The 19311-nt window shown below is 68.2% G+C and carries 18 protein-coding genes and 2 pseudogenes; 2 read left to right on the top strand and 18 right to left on the bottom strand.

All coding sequences use genetic code 11. The annotated features are described in order from the left end of the window. Positions 1-79: 79 nt before the first annotated feature. The 9 genes and pseudogenes from AB8M85_RS01155 to AB8M85_RS01195 form a co-directional block, all read right to left on the bottom strand. A complete protein-coding gene (locus AB8M85_RS01155) occupies positions 80-883 on the bottom strand; it encodes a Bax inhibitor-1/YccA family protein (RefSeq protein ID WP_372696944.1) in 804 nt (267 codons plus the stop codon). 65 nt (positions 884-948) lie between these two features. Further along, positions 949-2271 carry a DUF4872 domain-containing protein gene (locus AB8M85_RS01160; RefSeq protein ID WP_372696945.1) on the bottom strand — a complete coding sequence of 441 codons (1323 nt, stop codon included), beginning with the start codon at positions 2269-2271 and terminating at the stop codon, positions 949-951. A 5-nt stretch (positions 2272-2276) separates the two neighbouring features. Next, a complete protein-coding gene (gene guaB / locus AB8M85_RS01165; protein ID WP_372696946.1) occupies positions 2277-3782 on the bottom strand; it encodes an IMP dehydrogenase in 1506 nt (501 codons plus the stop codon). A 168-nt stretch (positions 3783-3950) separates the two neighbouring features. Continuing rightward, positions 3951-6116: an acyltransferase family protein gene (locus tag AB8M85_RS01170; protein WP_372696947.1), complete on the bottom strand. Its 2166-nt coding sequence runs from the start codon at positions 6114-6116 to the stop codon at positions 3951-3953. A gap of 94 nt (positions 6117-6210) precedes the next feature. Next, a pseudogene (locus tag AB8M85_RS01175) lies at positions 6211-6405 on the bottom strand (NAD(P)/FAD-dependent oxidoreductase); the annotation flags it as partial. A 4-nt stretch (positions 6406-6409) separates the two neighbouring features. Beyond that, on the bottom strand, positions 6410-6973 hold the full coding sequence (locus tag AB8M85_RS01180) for a hypothetical protein (protein ID WP_372696948.1): 564 nt from the start codon (positions 6971-6973) through the stop codon (positions 6410-6412). 89 nt (positions 6974-7062) lie between these two features. Then, a complete protein-coding gene (groL, locus tag AB8M85_RS01185) occupies positions 7063-8670 on the bottom strand; it encodes a chaperonin GroEL (protein ID WP_372696949.1) in 1608 nt (535 codons plus the stop codon). Positions 8671-8734: 64 nt separating this feature from the next. After that, positions 8735-9031 carry a co-chaperone GroES gene (groES, locus tag AB8M85_RS01190; RefSeq protein WP_343899959.1) on the bottom strand — a complete coding sequence of 99 codons (297 nt, stop codon included), beginning with the start codon at positions 9029-9031 and terminating at the stop codon, positions 8735-8737. 206 nt (positions 9032-9237) lie between these two features. Then, entirely contained in the window at positions 9238-9678 is a 441-nt protein-coding gene (locus tag AB8M85_RS01195; RefSeq protein WP_372696950.1) for a hypothetical protein, read from the bottom strand. A gap of 110 nt (positions 9679-9788) precedes the next feature. On the opposite strand from AB8M85_RS01195, the gene AB8M85_RS01200 reads away from it, so the two are divergent. Further along, positions 9789-11033 (top strand): SAM-dependent methyltransferase, encoded by a 1245-nt coding sequence (locus AB8M85_RS01200; RefSeq protein WP_372696951.1) that lies wholly within the window; start codon positions 9789-9791, stop codon positions 11031-11033. Positions 11034-11339: 306 nt separating this feature from the next. Here the strand turns inward: AB8M85_RS01200 and AB8M85_RS01205 are convergent, their stop codons facing one another. Further along, positions 11340-11975: a hypothetical protein gene (locus AB8M85_RS01205; RefSeq protein WP_372696952.1), complete on the bottom strand. Its 636-nt coding sequence runs from the start codon at positions 11973-11975 to the stop codon at positions 11340-11342. A 476-nt stretch (positions 11976-12451) separates the two neighbouring features. On the opposite strand from AB8M85_RS01205, the gene AB8M85_RS01210 reads away from it, so the two are divergent. After that, on the top strand, positions 12452-13594 hold the full coding sequence (locus tag AB8M85_RS01210) for a glutamate--cysteine ligase (RefSeq protein ID WP_372696954.1): 1143 nt from the start codon (positions 12452-12454) through the stop codon (positions 13592-13594). A 62-nt stretch (positions 13595-13656) separates the two neighbouring features. Here AB8M85_RS01210 and tsaD read toward each other — a convergent pair. From tsaD to tsaB, 8 genes and pseudogenes are all read right to left on the bottom strand, one after another. Next, a pseudogene (gene tsaD / locus AB8M85_RS01215) lies at positions 13657-14725 on the bottom strand (tRNA (adenosine(37)-N6)-threonylcarbamoyltransferase complex transferase subunit TsaD). A 27-nt stretch (positions 14726-14752) separates the two neighbouring features. After that, positions 14753-15538: a response regulator transcription factor gene (locus AB8M85_RS01220; protein WP_372696955.1), complete on the bottom strand. Its 786-nt coding sequence runs from the start codon at positions 15536-15538 to the stop codon at positions 14753-14755. 66 nt (positions 15539-15604) lie between these two features. Next, entirely contained in the window at positions 15605-16123 is a 519-nt protein-coding gene (locus tag AB8M85_RS01225) for a hypothetical protein (RefSeq protein ID WP_372696956.1), read from the bottom strand. Further along, positions 16120-16737, bottom strand: a complete 618-nt coding sequence (locus AB8M85_RS01230) for a signal peptidase I (protein WP_372696957.1) — start codon at positions 16735-16737, stop codon at positions 16120-16122. The genes AB8M85_RS01225 and AB8M85_RS01230 overlap by 4 nt, the downstream gene beginning before the upstream one ends. A 56-nt stretch (positions 16738-16793) precedes the next feature. Continuing rightward, a complete protein-coding gene (locus tag AB8M85_RS01235; RefSeq protein ID WP_372696958.1) occupies positions 16794-17321 on the bottom strand; it encodes a hypothetical protein in 528 nt (175 codons plus the stop codon). Positions 17322-17393: 72 nt separating this feature from the next. Further along, positions 17394-17939, bottom strand: a complete 546-nt coding sequence (locus AB8M85_RS01240; protein WP_372696959.1) for an alternate-type signal peptide domain-containing protein — start codon at positions 17937-17939, stop codon at positions 17394-17396. Between the two features lie 210 nt (positions 17940-18149). Further along, on the bottom strand, positions 18150-18581 hold the full coding sequence (rimI, locus tag AB8M85_RS01245; RefSeq protein ID WP_372697686.1) for a ribosomal protein S18-alanine N-acetyltransferase: 432 nt from the start codon (positions 18579-18581) through the stop codon (positions 18150-18152). A gap of 11 nt (positions 18582-18592) precedes the next feature. Beyond that, positions 18593-19294 carry a tRNA (adenosine(37)-N6)-threonylcarbamoyltransferase complex dimerization subunit type 1 TsaB gene (tsaB, locus tag AB8M85_RS01250; RefSeq protein ID WP_372696960.1) on the bottom strand — a complete coding sequence of 234 codons (702 nt, stop codon included), beginning with the start codon at positions 19292-19294 and terminating at the stop codon, positions 18593-18595. Between the last annotated feature and the right edge of the window lie 17 nt (positions 19295-19311).

Raw genomic sequence — 19311 nt, forward strand, 5'->3', positions numbered from 1 at the left:
CGTGGCGGAGGCGGGGTTCAATACATGACGACGGCGGCGCCCGGAGCGGGCGCCGCCGTCGTCCTGGGTGGTGATGCTGCTAATTCTCTCGCAGAATCGCGATAATGCGCAGGATCTCCACGTAGAGCCACACCATCGTCACGGTCAGGCCGAATGCCGCGGTCCAGGCGAACTTGGCGGGGGCACCCTGTTCGACGCCGCGCTGGATCTGGGTGAAGTCCAGAACCAGCGAGTAGGTGGCCAGCAGCACGGCGAGGGCGCCGATGGCCAGGCCCAGCCAGCCCGAGCGCAGCCCGAACATGCCCTCGGTGACGCCGAAGAGCATCAGGCCCAGGTTGACCAGGCTGAAGACCAGGTAGGCACCCATGGCGATGAAGAACATCTTCGTCATCTTCGGGGTCGCGCGGTACTTGCCCGAACGGTACAGGGCCAGGGTCACCGCGAAGACGGAGAACGTGGCGATGACCGCCTGGATCGCAGCACCCGGGTACATGTCGTCGATGATCCGGGAGATGCCGCCGAGGAACACGCCCTCGGCCGCGGCGTAGAGCATGATGAGCACCGGCGAGGGTTCGCGCTTGAAGCTGTTGACCAACCCGAGCACGAGGCCGATGAGCACGCCCGGAAGCATCAGGGCCGGGATCTGCCAGCCGATCACGGCTGTGATGACCAGCGCGCCGAACATCAGCACGGTCTTGGACACCACGTCGTTGTAGGTCAGCCGTCCGGTCTGCGCCGGGCCGGCGGACGGGGCGTTGTAGAGGTCTTGCAGGGACTGCGCGCTCATCGGCTCCGCGGTCCGCTGGGTGTTGGAGTCGCCGGCGGGCCGCATCTGCTCGCGGAACGCCTTGGACTGGAACATCGGATTGCCCCCGGGTGCCATATCTGGTCTCCTCAATAGGTTCGTTTGGATAAGCCTACTGGGTACAACGCACGGCGGGGCAAAATCTATCCCCGCGGTGACGAGGACTTTTCCAGCCCCTCCACGGTCCGGGCCAGCCGGCGTGCCGCGCCTTCCTCGGCATCGGCGATGCGGGTGGCGCGGTGGGCGATCCCGGCGAAGTGCCCGGCGCGGGCTTCCGGGTCGACATCGGGGTCGATGTACTCGGCCAGCTCGTCCCAGGAAGCGGCGAGGTCGCGGTAGGCAGCCGAGCACTCCCCCAGTGCTTCCAGGCCCGGGAGGCCGGCTGCCTCGTCCAGGAAGTCGGCGTAGAGGCCGCGCAGGCCCCCGGGGCCGCCATAACGGCCATCCGTGAGGAACAGGGCCGTCATCTCGAGTCCGTGGGCGAGTCGCCCGGGCTCGGTGAAGAGGCGGGTCCAGCCCGTCGCCGTCGTGGTGTCCAGCAGCCGTCCGGCCCAGGTGCGCAGTCCGGCCACGCCGAAGTTCTTGGCGAAGTGGGCAGGGATGCCGTCCAGTTCGCGGGTGCCCAGCAGCCGTCCGGTGGTCTGGCAGATGGCTTCCAGGATGCGGGCGGCCAGGGTGTCGGCGTCGGGTCCGGTGGCCTCGGGGATCCACGCCTGCCAGTTCTTGCCGGCCTTGCGCTGGGCGCGGGCGGCGGCCAGGTCCGCCGGGTCGATGAGCTGCAGCCCGCCGGAACCGTCGTCGACGAGCAGGGAGCTGTCCTCGTGCTCGCCGAGCACGGCCACGTCCACGGGTTCGTCGGCATCGGCGATGCCGCCTTCGACCCAGGGCAGGGCCGAACGGCTGACGCGCACGACGACGGCGCGGCCCTCGTCCAGCCCGGCGTCCAGGTATTGGGCGGCCAGCCGGGCGCTGCCGGTCTTTTGCTCGAGCACCACGGCGCCGCAGCGGGCCAGCAGGTTCTCCGTGTAGGGCTCGGGGTGGGCCCGGGTGATCACCGTGGCGGTGGTGGTCTGCTCGTATTCGAAGACGAAGACCATGAATCCGATGCCGCCGGCCAGTCCGGCCAGCAGGGCCTCGCTGAGCGGCCTGCCGGTCAGCGGGTGGAGCACGCCGGCCTGGGTGAGGACACGGTGCCAGAGTGCGGCGTCGTATTGGACGACGTCTTCCGGCGCGGGGTATTCGGGCAGGTCGCCGGTCTCCGCTGGGGCCGGAGCGGTCGCGGCACGGGGGCCGCCCCCGCTCCCCTGTTTCCCGTTCGGTCCCGTCTTCCCGGCCGGGGCCGGGCGTGCCGAGGGACGTTCGGGCCGGCCATCGAGGATGGCCTTGCGTGCCGTCGTGTAGCTTTCGCCGGTGCGCTCCATGCGGGCGCGGGCGAGCTTCTTCAGCTGGACGGGCGAGGGGGCCACGGGTGCTACCGCGACCGGTAGTTCGGTGCCTCGACGGTCATCATGATGTCGTGCGGGTGCGATTCCTTCAGGCCCGCGGCGGTGATGCGCACGAACTTCCCGCGTTCCTTCAGGTCCGGGATGGTGCGTCCGCCGACGTAGAACATGGTCTGGTGCAGCCCGCCGACCAGCTGGTGCGCGACGGCGGAGACCGGTCCGCGGTATGGCACCTGGCCCTCGATGCCCTCGGGGATCAGCTTTTCGTCGGAGGGGACGTCGGCCTGGAAGTAGCGGTCCTTGGAGTAGGAGGTGTTCTTGCCGCGGGTCTGCATGGCCCCTAGCGAGCCCATGCCGCGGTAGGCCTTGAACTGCTTGCCGTTCATGAAGACCAGGTCGCCCGGGGATTCGGCGGTGCCGGCGAGCAGGGAACCGAGCATGACGGAGTCGGCACCGGCGACCAGCGCCTTGCCGATGTCGCCCGAGTGCTGCAGGCCGCCGTCGGCGATCAGCGGGACGCCGGCGGGGATGGCGGCCTTGGCCGATTCGTAGATGGCGGTGATCTGCGGGACGCCGACGCCGGCGACGATGCGGGTGGTGCAGATGGAGCCCGGTCCGACGCCGACCTTGATGGCGTCGGCTCCGGCGTCGATGATCGCCTGGGCGCCTTCGCGGGTGGCTGCCTGGCCGCCGATGACGTCGACGTGGGCGGCGGCCGGGTCCTTCTTCAGCCGGGCGATCATGTCCAGCACGCCCTGGCTGTGGCCGTTGGCGGTGTCCACCACGAGGACGTCGACCCCGGCGTCGACCAGTGCCATCGCCCGGTCGTAGCCTTCACCGAAGAAGCCGACCGCGGCTCCGACGCGCAGCCGGCCCTCGTCGTCCTTGGTGGCCATCGGGTACTGCTCGGCCTTGTCGAAGTCCTTCACGGTGATCAGACCCTGCAGGACGCCCGCCTCGTCGACGAGGGGGAGCTTTTCGATCCGGTGCTTGCTCAGCAGATCGATGACCTCCTGGCGGGGCACCCCGACGCGGGCGGTGATCAGCGGCATGGCCGTCATGGCCTCGTACACCCGCGTGGTCATGAACTGTTCGCGCGGGATGAACCGGGTGTCGCGGTTGGTGATGATGCCCAGCAGCTTCTTGTCGGAATCGACGACCGGCAGGCCGGAAACCCGGTAGTGGCCGCAGAGGTCGTCGAGGTCCTGCAGGGTCGCGTCGGGGCTGATGGTCACCGGGTCGGTGATCATGCCGGATTCGCTGCGCTTGACCTGGTCCACCTGGCGGGCCTGCTCGTCGATGGAGAGGTTGCGGTGGATGATGCCGATGCCGCCTTGGCGGGCCAGCGAGATCGCCATCGGTGCCTCGGTGACGGTATCCATGGCGGCGGAGAGCAGCGGGATGTTGATGTTGATCCGCTTGGTCAGCCGTGTGGAGGTATCCGCTTCGGAAGGAATCACGTCCGTCGGGCCGGGCAGCAACAGCACGTCGTCGTAGGTGAGGCCTTCAAGGGCAAAGGGATTGAACTCGGACACGGGGAACCTTTCGCGAGCCGTCAGAGGATTGCTTACATCCTAGGACCTTGAAGGCACCACCGGTATGCCCCACATCTCACAGTGTGTGCAACGCAACGCCGGCCGGTCCGGCTGTTCTGCCGGTGGCACGGCTCCGACCGGCTCCCCTGCCGCTCGCTACCGGCGGCGCTACCAGCCCAGTGCGGCCGTGAATTTGCGCTCGAATGCGTCGGCCGTGGTGCGCGCGTAGGTCTTGGTCAGGTGCGATTCGTCCATGTAGACCAGGACGTTGCCCACGACCGGGCGGCAGGTCCCCCCGGGGCAGAGCTGGTCGGTCATGTCCAGGAAGGACAGCCGGCCGGGCAGGCCGCTGTCAATGTCCTCGGCGCGCAGGGCTTGCAGGGGCGAGTCGCTGGCGACCAGCTCGTCCACCGGCGCCTGGCATTGGTCGGAGTCCACCCCGTGCAGGTCGACGCATTCGGGGACGCTGAAGGTGAAGCGGGGAGTGTCGCGCATGGCCACGACCTGCTTGCCCTGCTCGAGGAAGGGGCGGATCCCCTCCTCGTAGCCGGGCACGATCTCCTCCTCGTCGGCCGGGGTGCCCTCGTCGGTGCCGGCGTAGAACGCGGTCAGCGTTCCGAGCGTGAGGACGGCATCGGCGTCGTGCCCGAGGACATAGTCGCTCGCGGCCGCGTTGAATGCGTTGCAGTCGGCGTCGCGCTCGGGGCTTTCGGCCCCGAAGCGGCAGGCGGGACGGGTGATGAGCACCCAGGCCCAGTTGTTGCGCTGGGCGACCTTGTCCAGGGCCGAGGTCCAGTGCTGGGCGTGCGAATCGCCCAGCACGATGATGGTCTTCTCCGCCGTCGCCGGGTTCCCGCCCATCTGGCAGTACTCCATCGCCGGGTCGGTCAGTTCATAGCCGCCGGTGCATTCGCTCCCGTAGTTGGCCCATTCGTTGGGCAGTTGGCTGGCCAGGGGAAGCACGACGGCGTCCGGGTCACCGCTGGCTTCAAAGCCGGGTTCCAGGGCAGCGGCACCGGGGTTGTCCTCGGGGGACTGCGCCACCGCGCTCGTTTCGTAGGCGGCGACACGGGCCTGCCAGCCGCTCAACGGCATGGCGACGATGCCGATCAGCAGGCCGACGACCAGCCCGAGGCGGCGTCGGCGCAACGTCGGCCAGGCCCAGGCGTGGAAGGGCGTCTCGACGGCCTTGGTGGTCGCCCAGGCGAGCAGCAGAGATACCCCGATGACGCCCAGGCCGGCGACGAAGCCGGGCTTCTCCAGGTCGTTCACGGCCAGGTACAGCACCAGCAGGGGCCAGTGCCACAGGTAGAGCGCATAGGAGATGTCGCCCAGCCGGGTCAGCGGTTTCGCGGCGAGCAGCCGGTCCGCGCCCAGCCGGTGGCCCGTCCTGCCGGCGATGATGATGGCTGCGGCAGCCAACGTGGGCCACAAGGCGATGTAGCCGGGGAACTGGTTCTGGACCTGCAGCAGGATCCCACACGAGAGCATCGCGACCAGCCCGGCCCATCCCATCCCGACCCGCACGAGGGTCGGCAGCCGGCCCGCCCGCGGGATGAGCACGGCCAACAGCGATCCGAGGGCGAACTCCCAGAGCCGCGCACCGGTGTCGAAGTACGCCCAGGACTGGCTGGTCGTCGTGATGAACACGGAGTAGGCCAGGGAGCCGATGAAGACGGCGCCGAAGGCCACGGCCAGGACCGTGCCGAATCCGAGGTCGGGCCGGCGGCGGCGCAGTCCCCTCCAGGCCAGGGCTGCGGCGGCGATGACCAGGGGCCAGAGGATGAAGACCTGGCCCTGGACCGAGAGCGACCAGAAGTGCTGCAGCGGACTGGCGGCACCGTGGTTTTCCGCGTAGTAGTCCACGGATTCGCGGGCCAGCGTCCAGTTCTGGACGTAGAACAGGGTCGACCAGGTCTGCTCGAAGACCTCGCCCCAGCGGGTGCGCGGCAGGAAGGCCGCCGTGGCGGCCAGCACCGCCAGGAGCACGACGACGGCGGCGGGCAACAGCGACTTGAACCGGTGGAGCCAGTGGCGGAGCAATCCGATGGGCCTGCCCGAGGACACCTTGTAGGCAAAGGACGAGGTCAGCAGGAAGGCGGAGATGAGCAGGAAGACGTCCACGCCGCCGGAAACCCGTCCGAGCCAGACGTGGTAGGTGACGACCATGAGCACGGCGAAGGCCCGCAACCCCTGGACTTCCGGGCGGTAGTGCGGTTTGACCGGCTCCTGTCGGGAAGGGGTTCCAGTTCGTTTCACCGGTTCGCCGCCCGGGTCGGTGCCTGGGTTGCTGCCGCGGGCGGGGCGCAGCGGAGCGCGGCGTGGCTCGGCCATGGCGTGCCGCCTTCCTGTGGCTGGTGTGGTGGTCCCCCGTGGGCGGTGCGCGGCCCAAGGCCAACGATTTTAGCAGGTTGGCGTTACCGGACCGTTACTGTTCGGCACCGGCCGTCATTTCCAAGACGGCCATGGCCGCGTTGTGCCCGGCCAGGCCGCTGACGGCTCCGCCACGCCGGGCGCCGGATCCACACAGCAGGATGTGCGGATCATTCGTCTCCACGCCCCACCGCTGTGCTGGCGATTCCAAGGGGGCGTCGTCCTCGACGAACGGCCAGTCCAGCCCGCCGCGGCTAGCCAGTGGTCGGCGTGGCCCTCCTCGTACAACCGTGCCCAGGGTTGGCGTCCCGTGTGGTGGCCGTCCAGGAGCGGCCCGTACATGCCGCGGACGTGCCGTTCGATGAGTTCCGGGAGCCGGGCCCGGCGCCGTCCCAGTCGATGAAGACCCACGTCCCGTCCCCGCACACCAGGTTCCAGGGGGCCGGGTCGTGGTGGCAGATCAGGTCGTCCCGGTCCGGCGCGATCTCGACGGACCACACCGCGTCGTCGGGCGCGGGAAAGGTCGACGTCGCGTCGTGCAGGTCCCGGATCAGCCGGCCGACCCGGGCGAGGTCGTCCTGGGACATTGGCGGCAACGTGTCGGCCAGTGGGCCGTGAACGTAGTCGAGGATCTGCCGACCGCTCCCGTCCAGGCCATGGAAGCGCGGAGCCCCCGTGAAGCCGGCGGTTTCGAGGTGGCGCAGCAGGGATCCGACCGCCGGCGTCGCGGCGGTCGCGGGCTTGCGGACGGTCTCCCCCACACGCACCACGCCCGCTGCAACGTTCCCGCCCTCGAGAGGTTTCTCCTGCCCGGCCATGCAGCAGATGCTATCCGGACACCACTTAACGGAGGAACCCTCCCTCCGCACCGGGGTGCGGGAGGAGGGTTCCGGCGTCGTCCTCGGGCCTAGTGGTTGTGGCCGTCGTTCTCGTCGTCTTCCGGCTTCTCGGCGACCAGGGTCTCGGTGGTGAGCACCAGGGCGGCGATGGAAGCGGCGTTGCGCAGTGCCGAGCGGGTGACCTTGACCGGGTCGATGACACCGGCAGCCAGCAGGTCCTCGTACTCGCCGGACTTGGCGTTGAAGCCGGAGTTCACGGCGGACTCGGACACGCGGTTGGCCACGACGTAGCCGTCGAAGCCGGCATTCTGGGCGATCCAGCGCAGCGGCTGGACCAGTGCGCGGCGCACGATGCCCACGGCCGAAGCCGCGTCGCCCTCGAGCGAGGTCACTGCCGGGTCGGTGTCGAGCACGGAGAGCGCGTCGACCAGGGCGGTGCCGCCGCCGGCGACGATGCCTTCCTGGATCGCGGCACGCGTCGCGGACACGGCGTCCTCGATGCGGTGCTTGCGTTCCTTGAGCTCGACCTCGGTGGCCGCGCCGACGCGGATCACGCCGACACCGCCGGAGAGCTTGGCCAGGCGTTCCTGGAGCTTCTCCTTGTCCCAGTCAGAATCTGTGCGCTCGATCTCGGCCTTGAGCTGTGCCACGCGGTCGTCGACGTCGGAGGCCTCGCCGGCGCCGTCCACGATCGTGGTGTTGTCCTTGGTGACCGTGATGCGGCGGGCGGAGCCGAGGACCTCGGTGCCGACCTGGTCCAGCTTCAGGCCGAGGTCCGGGGACACGACCTGGGCACCGGTGAGGATCGCGATGTCCTGCATCATGGCCTTGCGGCGGTCGCCGAAGCCCGGGGCCTTGACGGCCACGACGTTCAGCGTGCCGCGCAGCTTGTTCACGACCAGGGTCGAAAGCGCTTCGCCGTCGACGTCCTCGGCGATGATGAACAGCGGCTTGTTCGCCTGCAGGACCTTCTCCAGCAGCGGCAGGAAGTCCTGCACGGAGGAGATCTTGCCGGAGTTGACCAGGATGAGGGCGTCCTCGAGGACGGCTTCCTGGCGCTCGGCGTCGGTGACGAAGTGCGGGGACAGGTAGCCCTTGTCGAACTGCATGCCCTCAGTGATGGTCAGCTCGGTCGAGGTGGTGTTCGATTCCTCGATCGTGATGACGCCTTCGGCGCCGACGGTGCCGAACGCCTTGGCGAGCAGTTCGCCGATCTCGTCGTTCTGGGCGGAGATGGCCGCTACGTTGGCGACGTCCTGGCCCTCGACGGGGCGGGCGTTCTCGGCCAGGCGGGCGGCGACGGCCTCGACGGAGGCCTCGATGCCGCGCTTGATCTCACCGGGGGCTGCGCCGGCCGCAACGTTGCGCAGACCTTCCTTGACCAGAGCCTGGGCGAGCACGGTGGCGGTGGTGGTTCCGTCGCCGGCGACGTCGTTGGTCTTGGTGGCGACCTCCTTGGCGAGCTGGGCGCCGAGGTTCTCGTAGGCGTCGTCGAGCTCGATCTCGCGGGCGATCGTCACGCCGTCGTTGGTGATCGTGGGGGCGCCCCACTTCTTGTCCAGGACCACGTTGCGGCCGCGCGGGCCGAGGGTGACCTTGACGGTGTCGGCCAGCTTGTTGATGCCGGCCTCGAGCGCCTTGCGGGCGTCGTCGTTGAATGAAAGCTGTTTAGCCATGCTGCTACTCCTTGGTAACCGCATGAAGCCCCGACCTTTGCGGCCGGGGCTTCACACTGGGGAACTACTTGACGACGATGGCCAGGACGTCGCGGGCCGAGAGCACCAGGTACTCCTCGCCGCCGACCTTGACCTCGGTGCCGCCGTACTTCGAGTAGATGACGACGTCGCCCTCGGCGACATCGACGGGAACGCGGTTGCCGTTGTCGTCAACGCGACCCGGGCCCACTGCCACGACCTTGCCCTCCTGGGGCTTCTCCTTGGCGGTGTCCGGGATGACCAGGCCGGAAGCCGTGGTCTGCTCGGCCTCGAGCGGCTGAACAACGATGCGATCCTCGAGAGGCTTAATGGAGACCGACATGCGGATCTCTCCTTTGCGTGAGTTACCAATGGTTACGGGGCCGTTGGGGTGTACCAACCGTCGTCGCGGTGCCAGCTGGCAAGTACCTCAGGCTATTAGCACCCGATGGGTTCGAGTGCTAATACAGACTCTATGAGGTGACTGGCACTCGGTCAAGGCGAGTGCCAAGATGCACGACGGCGCGATGTCGCCGCAGGGCTTGGCCGTTATGCCTTCCGGCTCCGCTGGATCCCCCAGGCACCGATGCACATCCCGGCGAGGCAGACCAGCAACACGGCCACGAATCCGCCGACGGGGATGGACAACAACTCTCGTGCCGCCGCGGCCTCGAGACCGGAGCCGAAGTAGTCGCGGCCCGAGCGGATGTAGGAGCCGGTCAGGACGGCTTGGAGGACCCAGGCTGCGATGAGCGACAATCCGGCGACTGCTCCGATGGCCAAGGCTGAATACAGCACGACCCGGAATCCGACGGCCGGACCTCCGGACGGCACGATCGTCCCGTCGTCACGGGCGCCGGCGGCGACGGCCTCTGGAAAATGTTCGAAGAACCCGTCGTGCGTACCGGCCCCTGGCTGGGGGTCGTCGGCGGCGGGTGGTCCGGACGGCCCGGTCCCCGTCGGACGCGCGGCCTCATCGATCGGTGTCATGTGGCCAACGGTACTCCCCGGCCGCTCATGACGCGGGCAGGCGGTACGTCGGCGCAACCGGTCCGCATCCCCGCGTCACGGCTCGGCGGCGCACGGCTACGCTTGAAGGCATGCCTTCCCCTGCGCCCGCCACGGAAAACCTTGCCGCCGTCCTCACCCCCGAGGGGTTCGGCCTGCTTAATTCCCTGGCTGCCGACGCCGCCGCGACCGACCGGGCCGCCCTGGAGCTCAACCTGCGCCTGCGCAAGGAAGGGCATGATGCCGAGTTGGTCACCGCCGTCGTGCACCAGGCCCGGCTCCGCGCCCAGGGAGCCCTCAAGCTCGGCCCGTTCGCCTCGCATATGATCTTCACCCGTGCCGGACTGGAACAAGCCACCCGTCTGAACGTCGCGGCCCTGCACGCCCGCCGGTTCGTGAACGCGGGCCTTTCCACGGTCGCCGACCTGGGCTGCGGGCTGGGCGCGGATGCCATGGCCATGGTCGCACTGGAACTGGACGTCACCGCCGTCGAACTCGACGAGACGACCGCTGCAGCGGCCACAGTGAACCTCATGCCCTGGCCCAACGCCCGGGTGGTCAATGCCGACGCCACGGGATTCGACTTGGAGGGCTTCGACGCCGTCTGGCTCGACCCGGCCCGGCGCACCACCTCCACGTCCGGGACCTCGCGTCTGTTCGACCCGGAGTCGTTCAGCCCGCCCCTGTCCTACGTGGAATCCCTGGCCGACCGGGGCCTGCCCGTCGGCGTGAAGCTCGGCCCGGGCATCCCGCACGAATCCGTTCCCGCGAACTGCGAGGCCCAGTGGGTCTCGGTCAACGGGGACGTCACCGAGGCAGCGCTCTGGTTCGGCACCCTCGCCCGCCCGGGCATCCGCAGGGCCGCACTGGTGCTCTCTGGCAGCGGTTCGCACGAACTCACCGCCTCCGACGACTTCGATGCCGGAGCCGCCATCCGGGGTGACGTCCCCGTCGGCGACATGGAGGGCTACCTCTACGAACCCGACGGCGCGGTGATCCGGGCCGGTCTGGTGGCCGAGGCCCTGGCAGCCGTCGGCGGCCACCTGTTGGACCCGCATATCGCCTACTTTTGTGCACCTGAGCTGGTCCAGACGCCCTTCGCCCGGGCCTACAGGGTCGTGCGCGTGCACCCCTACAACACCAAGGCGCTGCGGATGTGGGCGAAGTCCTCGGGCATCGGCGTGCTGGACATCAAGAAGCGCGGACTCGACGTCTCCCCCGAGGAACTGCGCAAGGTGCTGCTGGCCGGGTCCGGCAAAAAGGCCAAGCGCCGGGCGACCCTGGTGCTCACGCGGATCGGCGAACGCCGGGTCGCCATCGAGGTCGAACCGGCCTGAGGTAACGGTCCGAGTGCGGTCTCTGTCGACACTGCCTAGGGGCGGCGCCTGCCGGCAGCCGAAAGGCCTCGACCTCGGTTCTTAGTGCCGTTTCCTGGTGTTTCGATGACCACCGTCCGGGTCGGCGGCGTCTGGGTGGCGATACATGTTGCCCCAGCGCGGCAGAATCCATCGATCATCTTCTGGGTGACGATTTTTGTTACTGCTGTCCCCGACGCGAACAAGGACCGCCACCCAGGCTGCACAGAACGTTAGCCAGCGACTCATGACCGCAATATTCGCCACCCTGGACTCCTGCGGGATGCCTCAGACGGCCCTCGGCACGGGAACGCCCCTCGTGGCGAACGCATGGGCCAACCGCGCCAGGAACCGCTCCCGGCCGCTCGCTTGCAGTATTGCCCGGTCCGCCTTCACGGTGATCCAGCCGATCGAGATGAAGGCAAAATCGCGGCCGATGTCCTTGCCGATTTGGTCGACACTATTGTGGTGTTTGCCCTCGTATTGAATCGCGATCCTGTACTCGCGAAACTGAAGGTCTGGCACGATCAATCGTCCATCGGGAAGCCGGACCGGGAGGTTGACCAGGGGCTCGGGATATCCCGCAGCCACGATCAGTTGGCGCAGGATGCTTTCCGGGGCCGAGTCCACGCCTGGCCGTACCTTCACCAAGGCCCTGCGTACCGCCGGGATCCCCGGGACATCGCGACGTCGATCGAGCATCTCGCGCAGGTCGTCCAGCGTTGCCAGCGGATTGTGGCCCAGAACGCCAGACGGCCGGGGCGGCCCATCGGAACGTTGCAGAAGCGAATCGCCCGCTGTCACGAGCTCCTGCATCGTCAGGCCCATCCCCGCCAAATCGCCCCATGTCCGTGCAGGCGTCGTCAGCCGGACCCCATCCACCTCGCAGACGTCCTGCTCATCCAGAAGGGCGCGATGCCCCATAATGTTGCGCCTGCGCGAATTCCTTCCGCCGTCGCAGCGGTTCAAGTGGACCGGGTACGACGGCGGAAATCGCCTGCCCAGCCATATCCCCCAGGCATGTGCTGCAGTCGTGTGGCTGAGACACGCAGCCGGGGACAGACGGGAATACGCACGGTAAACATCCAAGGGGTCCACCGGCCGGTCCCGGTACTGCAGAACGCCACTCGTCGGAGACCACAAGTCGTCGCGGCGCAGCTGCTCCCGACTTGCTCCCGCAGCGACGGCATCGGCCACCAGGAAAACGGTCCGCTGGGCGACCGGAGGGAGGGGGCGACGGGTCTTCATCGTTCCATGGTCCCGCCCATGGGAAATTCCTGCAGGGACTATCCACAACCGCCGCCTCGCCTACCGGCCGGCCCCAGACCCAGCGCACCCGGAACCCCACACCGCCCGGATAGACTGAGCCGGTACTTTAGCCATCGACGTCAGGAACGCGGATGCAGATCGATTTCGCCGACTCCCGGCAGTCCACCCTCGGCGTTGAATGGGAAGTCGCCCTCGTGGACCACGCCAGCGGCGACCTGCGCTCGGTGGCGCAACAGGTGCTCGAGGGCGTCCACGCCGCACACGGCGGGCTCGGCCCCGAGGACGAACATCCCCACGTCAAGCAGGAACTGCTGCTCAACACGGTCGAGGTCGTTACCGGCGTCTGCGACACCGTGCGCCAGGCAAAGGCCCAGTTGCATGAGAACCTGGGCGTCATCCGCGGCATCACCGACCCGATGGGGATCGACCTCTATTGCGCGGGGTCGCACCCGTTCGCCACCCCGAAGCTCCAGCCGGTCACCGACAAGGAGCGCTACGCCAAGCTCATCGACCGCACCCAGTGGTGGGGCCAGCAGATGGTGATCTACGGCGTGCACGTCCACGTCGGCGTGGACCGCCGCGACAAGGCCCTACCCATCGTTGATGGCCTGGTCAACTACCAGCCTCATTTCCAGGCGATTTCCGCGTCCAGTCCGTTTTGGGGCGGGGAGGACACCGGCTACGCCTCGCACCGCGCGCTGATGTTCCAGCAGCTGCCCACTGCCGGGTTGCCGTACCACTTCGACGACTGGGCCGGGTTCGAGGGCTACGTCGGGGACATGCTGCACACCGGGGTGATCGACGACATCTCGGAGATCCGCTGGGATGTCCGTCCGGTGCCCCGTTTCGGCACGGTGGAGATGCGCATCGCCGACGGGCTCTCCTCGTTGCAGGACGTTGGCGCGATCGCCGCCCTGACCCAGTGCCTGGTGGATGACATGTCCACCACGTTGGACAACGGCGGGACCATCGAGGTCATGCCGCCGTGGCATCGCACGGAGAACAAGTGGCGCGCGGCCCGCTACGGCATGGACGCAATCATCATCCTCAACTCCGCAGGGGACGAGATGCTGGTCACCGACCACCTGATGCGCGAGCTGAACCGGCTCGAACCCATCGCCCGCAAGCTCGGCTGCAGCGATGAGCTGGCCGACGTCGAACGCATCATCCGCGGCGGGGCCGGCTACCAATGGCAGCGCAAGATCGCCGCGGCCAATGCCGGGGACCTGCGCGCCGTCGTGCTGGACAACATCGCCCGGATGCATATCGCCTGAGATCACGACGCCGGCGCCACGTGGGCTGCTGATGCCGCGCGGTGCCGCGGGCAGGTGGTGGGCTAAAGGCTGACCTGCGAGACGGGCTGCCCCGAGTCGGTGGAGAAGGCGATGCCCGTCGGCTCCACACCGCCGGCCACCAGTTGCGCCGCCAGGGCCGCGACCATGGCGCCGTTGTCGGTGCACAGGCCGATCGGGGGGATCCGCAGTGTGATGCCGGCCGACGAGCAGCGGGCCGCCAGGAGTTCGCGCAGCCGGGAATTCGCCGCCACCCCCCCCGCCGAGCAGCAGGTTTTCCATTCCGTGCTCGGTGCAGGCCATGACGGCCTTCTTGGTCACCACGTCCACGACGGCTTCCTGGAAGGATGCGGCGATGTCGGCGACCGGGATCTCCTCGCCGCGGGCCTGGTATTGCTCGACGCAACGGGCCACGGCGGTCTTCAGCCCGGAGAAGGAGAAGTCGTACCGGTGCTTGCCCGGTGCGTCCGCAGTACCCAGGAACTTCGGCAGCGTCAGGCCACGCGGGAACCGGATCGCCTTCGGGTCGCCCTCGCGTGCCAGCTTGTCAATGACGGGGCCGCCCGGATAGCCCAGCCCCAGCAGCCTGGCCACCTTGTCGTAGGCCTCGCCGGCGGCGTCGTCGATCGTGGACCCGAGCAGTTCGATGTCGGATGTCAGGGAGTTCACCCGCAGGATCTCCGTGTGGCCGCCCGAGACCAGCAGTGCGCCCAGGCTGGAAGGCAACGTCCCGCCGTCGAGCACCCCGACGCCGACGTGGGCCACGAGGTGGTTGATGGCGTAGAGCGGTTTACCCGTCGCGAGGGCCAGGGCCTTGGCGGCCGCGACCCCGACCATCAGGGCCCCGGACAACCCGGGACCCGAGGTGACGGCGAGCGCGTCGACGTCCTCCAGCGACACGCCGGCGGTGTCCAGTGCCGCCTCGAGCGTGGGGACGAAGGCCTCCACGTGGGCGCGCGAGGCGATCTCGGGGATCACCCCGCCGAACCGGACGTGTTCGTCCATGGAGGAGGACACCGCGTTGGCCAGCAGGTCGGTTCCGCGCACGATCCCGATGCCGGTTTCGTCGCAGGAGGATTCGATGCCGAGGACCAATGGTGCAGGGGACGTCATGCTGCCAGTTTAGTGCCGCGGGCCAGGCTACCTTGCCGGTGCAGACCGGTAGCCGACGCCGCGGACAGTTTCGATCCAGCGTGGTGCCTTCGGGTTGTCACCGAGCTTGCGCCGCAGGTTGCCCACATGCACGGCGATGCTGCGTTCGTCGGCGCTGGAGACGACCGTTCCGGCGTCGGCGTCCTCGTGGCGCAGCCGGCGGGCGAGCGAGGACTTGGTGCGCACCGTCCTCTTTCCGGCAAGGATCGACTGCAGGAGGAAGAACTCAGTGGGCGTCAACTGGACCTCGGCGCCATCGAGCACCAGCCCGTTCAGCTCCAGCCGTCCCCGACCGCCTCCGCCCGCTGCGACAGGTGCGCTTACCGTTCGCGGCGCCTCATTCTCCACGACGGCCCCGCGGAGGTTTCGGTCCGCCGGCGCCGACGCAGTGGATGGCTGGCGATCGGCGCGGCGGCGCATGATCGCATCCACGCGGGCCCGCAGTTCCCGCGGCCTGAAGGGCTTGGTCAGGTAGGCGTCCGCGCCGGATTCCAACCCGAGGACCGTGTTGATTTCATCCGTTCTGGCCGTGACCATGACGATGTGCGCATCGGAGGTGCAGCGGATTCTCCGGGCCGCCTCAAAGCCGTCGATATCCGGCAAGCCGAGGTCGAGGGTGACCACATCGGGGTCGGTTTCGCCCACCAGCTGTACGCCCGCGCTGCCGCTGCCGGCCTCGTGTACGTCGAATCCGGATTGGACGAGGACCGCTGCCAGAAGCCCCCGGACATCCTCGTCGTCGTCGACGACGACGGCGACTCGGCGTTCACGCACCCGATCTCCCCAGACTGTGTTGTTCCCGTCCGGCCAGTGTATAGCGCTCCGTTCAATGACCCTCTGCTAGCACACGGCGTCGTAGTCGAGACTGAGTGAATCGAGCAATGACCAGGTCACCGTCCGGTCCACCGGCTGGCCTTCAGTTCCCTTGTAGGACGAGGCCACAGTGACCGGGACCTTCACGTTGTTCCATTGGAACAGCCCGTTCTCCACCACAAACCTGGCAACGCCTTCGTCCGTGGCGCCCCGGGGAACCGACTGCGTGTGTACGGTTCCGTTCCCATCGGTCACCGTGACCTTGACGGCGTCGGCGTCGAGGGGGAAGGCGAAGTCGATCTCGAGCTCGGCGGTCGTTGCGACCAGGAGGACGTGGCTTGAACAAGTCACCGTGGCCACCTGCTGCGGCGGCCAGGTTCCGGTGCTGACACTCGCCACCGCAGTGCCGCTCTGGTTCCACAGTGCCTGCGCCCCGCTACCGGCCAGGCCGAGGATGACCACCACGGCATAAACGACGGCGGCCAGGCGGTAGTGCCCTGCACGGAACGGACCGGTGGAGTTCCCCGTGATGCGCATCGAGCTCATCGCGAAGCCATTTCAGGAGGGCACGTCCGCCTGGCCGGAGCCGCCGGAACTTTCCCGGGGTCGTTCCTGCGGCGTTGCCGGATCCCGGAAGCAACGCTCCACGCCCCGTAGCCGATCAGTGCGGCTGCCGCGATCTGGGCGGTCACGCCCCGGTCCTGGTTTCCCAGCCAATTGGCCAGGAAGCCGACGTACGGCACGGCATAGAAGAGTTTTCCACGCACTTGGACCTCGCGGACCGGGTTTTCGTCTGCCACCGCGTTGTTGTCCCCCTGGGTGATCAGCAGCGTGTTGCCCTCCTGGTCCGCTGTGGAGGAGACGATCCGGTGGGTGATGACCGCGGCCTGGCCGGACTCGATCTGGTAGGTGACCACGTCACCGATCCGGAGGTCCTGGAAAGCGGTGGGGCGGGACACCAGGAGTGTTCCCGGGGCGTAGTGCGGGCGCATGGAGTTGGTCAACACCGAGTACGTCTGCGACCCGGTCGCCAGGGGCACGATGATCAGCACCAGCGCGGCCAGCACCGCGAGCACCAGGGCGAGGAAGCTCAGGGTGGTTCCGACCAGGCGGAAGGCGGTGGCTGGCGTCGTGGTGGTCGAAGCGAGGTGCTGTGCCATGGGGTCCTTCACTCGGAGTCGGCCGTGCCGATGGGCATCGGAGCGCACGTGGTAGTTCAGGGTTGTACTTGTGTTGCGGTCAGTTCGACGCTGATGCTTCCCGTCAGCCCGCCCGAGGTGGCCGGCGTGCCGTCCGGCATTCGTACGGTGACGCATAACGTTGCCGTGCCCTGCTGGGCCAGTTCCACCGACCGCTGCCAGGTAGACGTTTCGCACTGTCCCGAGGCCAGCATCCCCGCCGTCGCGGTCAGGCCCGCCGGCAGGTTGTTCAATTGCGGCTGTGTCGTGGCGACCAGGACGCGGAAGTTCCCGCTGCCGGCATTGGTGTCGTTGGTGACCGGGACGCTGAGGGTTTGGGTCTTCCCCGGGGCCAGTCCGGTGATCGCCGGCAGCGTCACGATCGTCGACCCGCCGTTCAATCGTTGATTCGTCGTCGGACCGGTGGTCAGCCTGACCTTGAAATCCGCAGCCTTTACGGTGCCGGCACCCGATTCTGCTTCCGTATTCCAGATCGCGAGGCTGCCTTGGACTGTCCCCAACCCGAGAACGACGGCGGCGGCCACCAGGGCGGCGGTCTTGAGCACCGACGTCGTTCTCATGGGTTGGGTCCCTCCGGAGTGGGTAGTGCTGCGGTTCCCTAGGGCGCCACGGGCTGGCTACGGCGCAGGCGTCTCAGCGGCCACCGGTGCGACCTGCTCGAGCAGGTAGCCGACCTGGCTGAAGTCGTAGGTTGCGTTCATGTCCTGGACGCCCGCGGTGTCCTTGAAGGTGAAGGTCGTGGAGGCCACATAGTCGCCGTCGGCGGTCAGCACCTGCCCCGCCACCGGGTTCTTGTCCAGGTCCTTGATGACGATGGGTGCGACGTCGACGTTCTCCGGCGTGAAGGTGCTCGTGGTTTCGCCGGTCAGGGCGAGCTCGGCCTTCATCAGGTCACCGGACAGCGTGACGTCGACCGGCTGGGTGAACGTGAGGGAGTCCCCGGGAACAATCAGGTACTGGCCGGCCTGCACCTGAGCGGTCACGTCGTCGCCGGCCACGTTCGTCCACAGGGCCTGTCCGGCTTGCAGGTCCATGTTGCCGGCGATGATCGTGCCGGCGTTGGCTTCTGCCTGTGAGTTCCAGACGGCGAGCGTTCCGCCGCCGCCGATCAGCAGTGCGACACCGATTCCGGTGGCCAGTGCGCCCTTGGTCATCTTGTTCATGCTGTATCCCCTTATGTCATCCTGCCGGCGGTCTTTTCCACCGGGTGTTGGGATAAGCATCGTCCAGTGGCATCAAGATCAGCGGGCGGATTGCCGAAGGCTTCCCGCAAGCCTTGCGCTGGACATCATGGGCCGATCTTGAGCCAACCTTGAGCAGGCTTATGCTCCTCCACCGGGTAGCCCGTGGACCGTGGCCGGCCGAACTGCGGGTCAGGTGGCGGGGAGCTCGAGCCGCATGATCAGCGCGTCCACGCCGCCGGGATAGTATCCGCGCCGCGTGTGGATGTGCTCGAACCCAAAACGGGAATACAGGGCCTGCGCGCGCGGATTGTCGGCCCGCACTTCCAGCAGGACGTCCTTCGCACCGCGGTCCCGGGCCTCGTCGATCAGCTGGCGCAACAACGTGGACCCGATGCCGCGGCCCTCGTATTCCGGCGCAACGGCAATGGTCTGCACGTCGGCCAGCGGCAGCACGCACATCATCCCGCAGTACGCCACGATCCGGTCGGCATCCGCGGCGACCCAATACCTCCGCGTGGACGCCTGGGCCAATTCATCGTGGAACATCGCCAGGGGCCAGGCGTCCTCCGGGAACAGCCGGCGCTCGAGGTCCCACACCGGCGCAATGTCCGCCTCTGTCATGTCGCGGTAGATCACGACGGCGATGCACCCTTCATCTGTGCGGGCACCTTGGCATCGGATTCGCGCAGGTACAGCGGCGTGGTGGGAAGCAGTTCCCTGCCGCGGCCCAGCTCCTGGAGGGCCCAGGCCCCCAGCGAGGCCGCCGATGGCTGGCGTCCGGCGAACCGTTCGGCCACCTGGGCCCCCGCCGCAGCCAGGCGCTCGGCATAGAGGCCGGCCCCGGCTCCGTAGACCGGGCCCGGGGGAACGGCCTCTGCCGCTCCGACGTGCGGCCCGTCGACCAGCTCGCCGTCCCTGTCATAACGCGCCCAGTAGATCTCCCGGCGGCGGGCATCAATCGCCACGGTGAAGTCAATGTCGTGGTCTCCACCAGGTGACGTGTCGACCAGGACGTCGTGTGCCACGGCATTCAGGCTCATGGCCCCGAGGACGGGGGTCCCCCAGGCGAACCCGAGGGAACGCGCCGTGGCGACACCCACCCGCAGCCCGGTGAACGGCGCGGGGCCCACGCCCACCACGATGGCGTCGATGTCGGCACCCTGGATGCCGGATTCGGCGAGCAGGCCCTGGATGCCCGGGGCGAGGACCTCGGAGTGCGTGTTGGTCTCGTCGGTGTGGAAGGACGCCAGAACCTGGGCCGCGCCGCCGGGGGTGCGGTTTTTCAGCAGCGCGGCGGAAGCAGTGGCGGAGGTGTCGATGGCCAGAATAAGCACTGCTCCATCGTATGCGT

This window comes from Arthrobacter sp. JSM 101049 (assembly GCF_041679245.1).
Classification (GTDB): domain Bacteria; phylum Actinomycetota; class Actinomycetes; order Actinomycetales; family Micrococcaceae; genus Arthrobacter_H.

Coding starts and splice junctions, on each gene's coding strand:
- AB8M85_RS01230 (WP_372696957.1), bottom strand. CDS start 16,737: ATGGCACAGCACCTCGCTTCGACCACCACGACGCCAGCCACCGCCTTC.
- AB8M85_RS01225 (WP_372696956.1), bottom strand. CDS start 16,123: ATGAGCTCGATGCGCATCACGGGGAACTCCACCGGTCCGTTCCGTGCA.
- AB8M85_RS01155 (WP_372696944.1), bottom strand. CDS start 883: ATGGCACCCGGGGGCAATCCGATGTTCCAGTCCAAGGCGTTCCGCGAG.
- groES (WP_343899959.1), bottom strand. CDS start 9,031: ATGTCGGTCTCCATTAAGCCTCTCGAGGATCGCATCGTTGTTCAGCCG.
- AB8M85_RS01170 (WP_372696947.1), bottom strand. CDS start 6,116: ATGGCCGAGCCACGCCGCGCTCCGCTGCGCCCCGCCCGCGGCAGCAAC.
- AB8M85_RS01180 (WP_372696948.1), bottom strand. CDS start 6,973: ATGGCCGGGCAGGAGAAACCTCTCGAGGGCGGGAACGTTGCAGCGGGC.
- groL (WP_372696949.1), bottom strand. CDS start 8,670: ATGGCTAAACAGCTTTCATTCAACGACGACGCCCGCAAGGCGCTCGAG.
- AB8M85_RS01205 (WP_372696952.1), bottom strand. CDS start 11,975: ATGGGGCATCGCGCCCTTCTGGATGAGCAGGACGTCTGCGAGGTGGAT.
- AB8M85_RS01240 (WP_372696959.1), bottom strand. CDS start 17,939: ATGAACAAGATGACCAAGGGCGCACTGGCCACCGGAATCGGTGTCGCA.
- AB8M85_RS01200 (WP_372696951.1), top strand. CDS start 9,789: ATGCCTTCCCCTGCGCCCGCCACGGAAAACCTTGCCGCCGTCCTCACC.
- rimI (WP_372697686.1), bottom strand. CDS start 18,581: ATGACAGAGGCGGACATTGCGCCGGTGTGGGACCTCGAGCGCCGGCTG.
- AB8M85_RS01195 (WP_372696950.1), bottom strand. CDS start 9,678: ATGACACCGATCGATGAGGCCGCGCGTCCGACGGGGACCGGGCCGTCC.
- AB8M85_RS01210 (WP_372696954.1), top strand. CDS start 12,452: ATGCAGATCGATTTCGCCGACTCCCGGCAGTCCACCCTCGGCGTTGAA.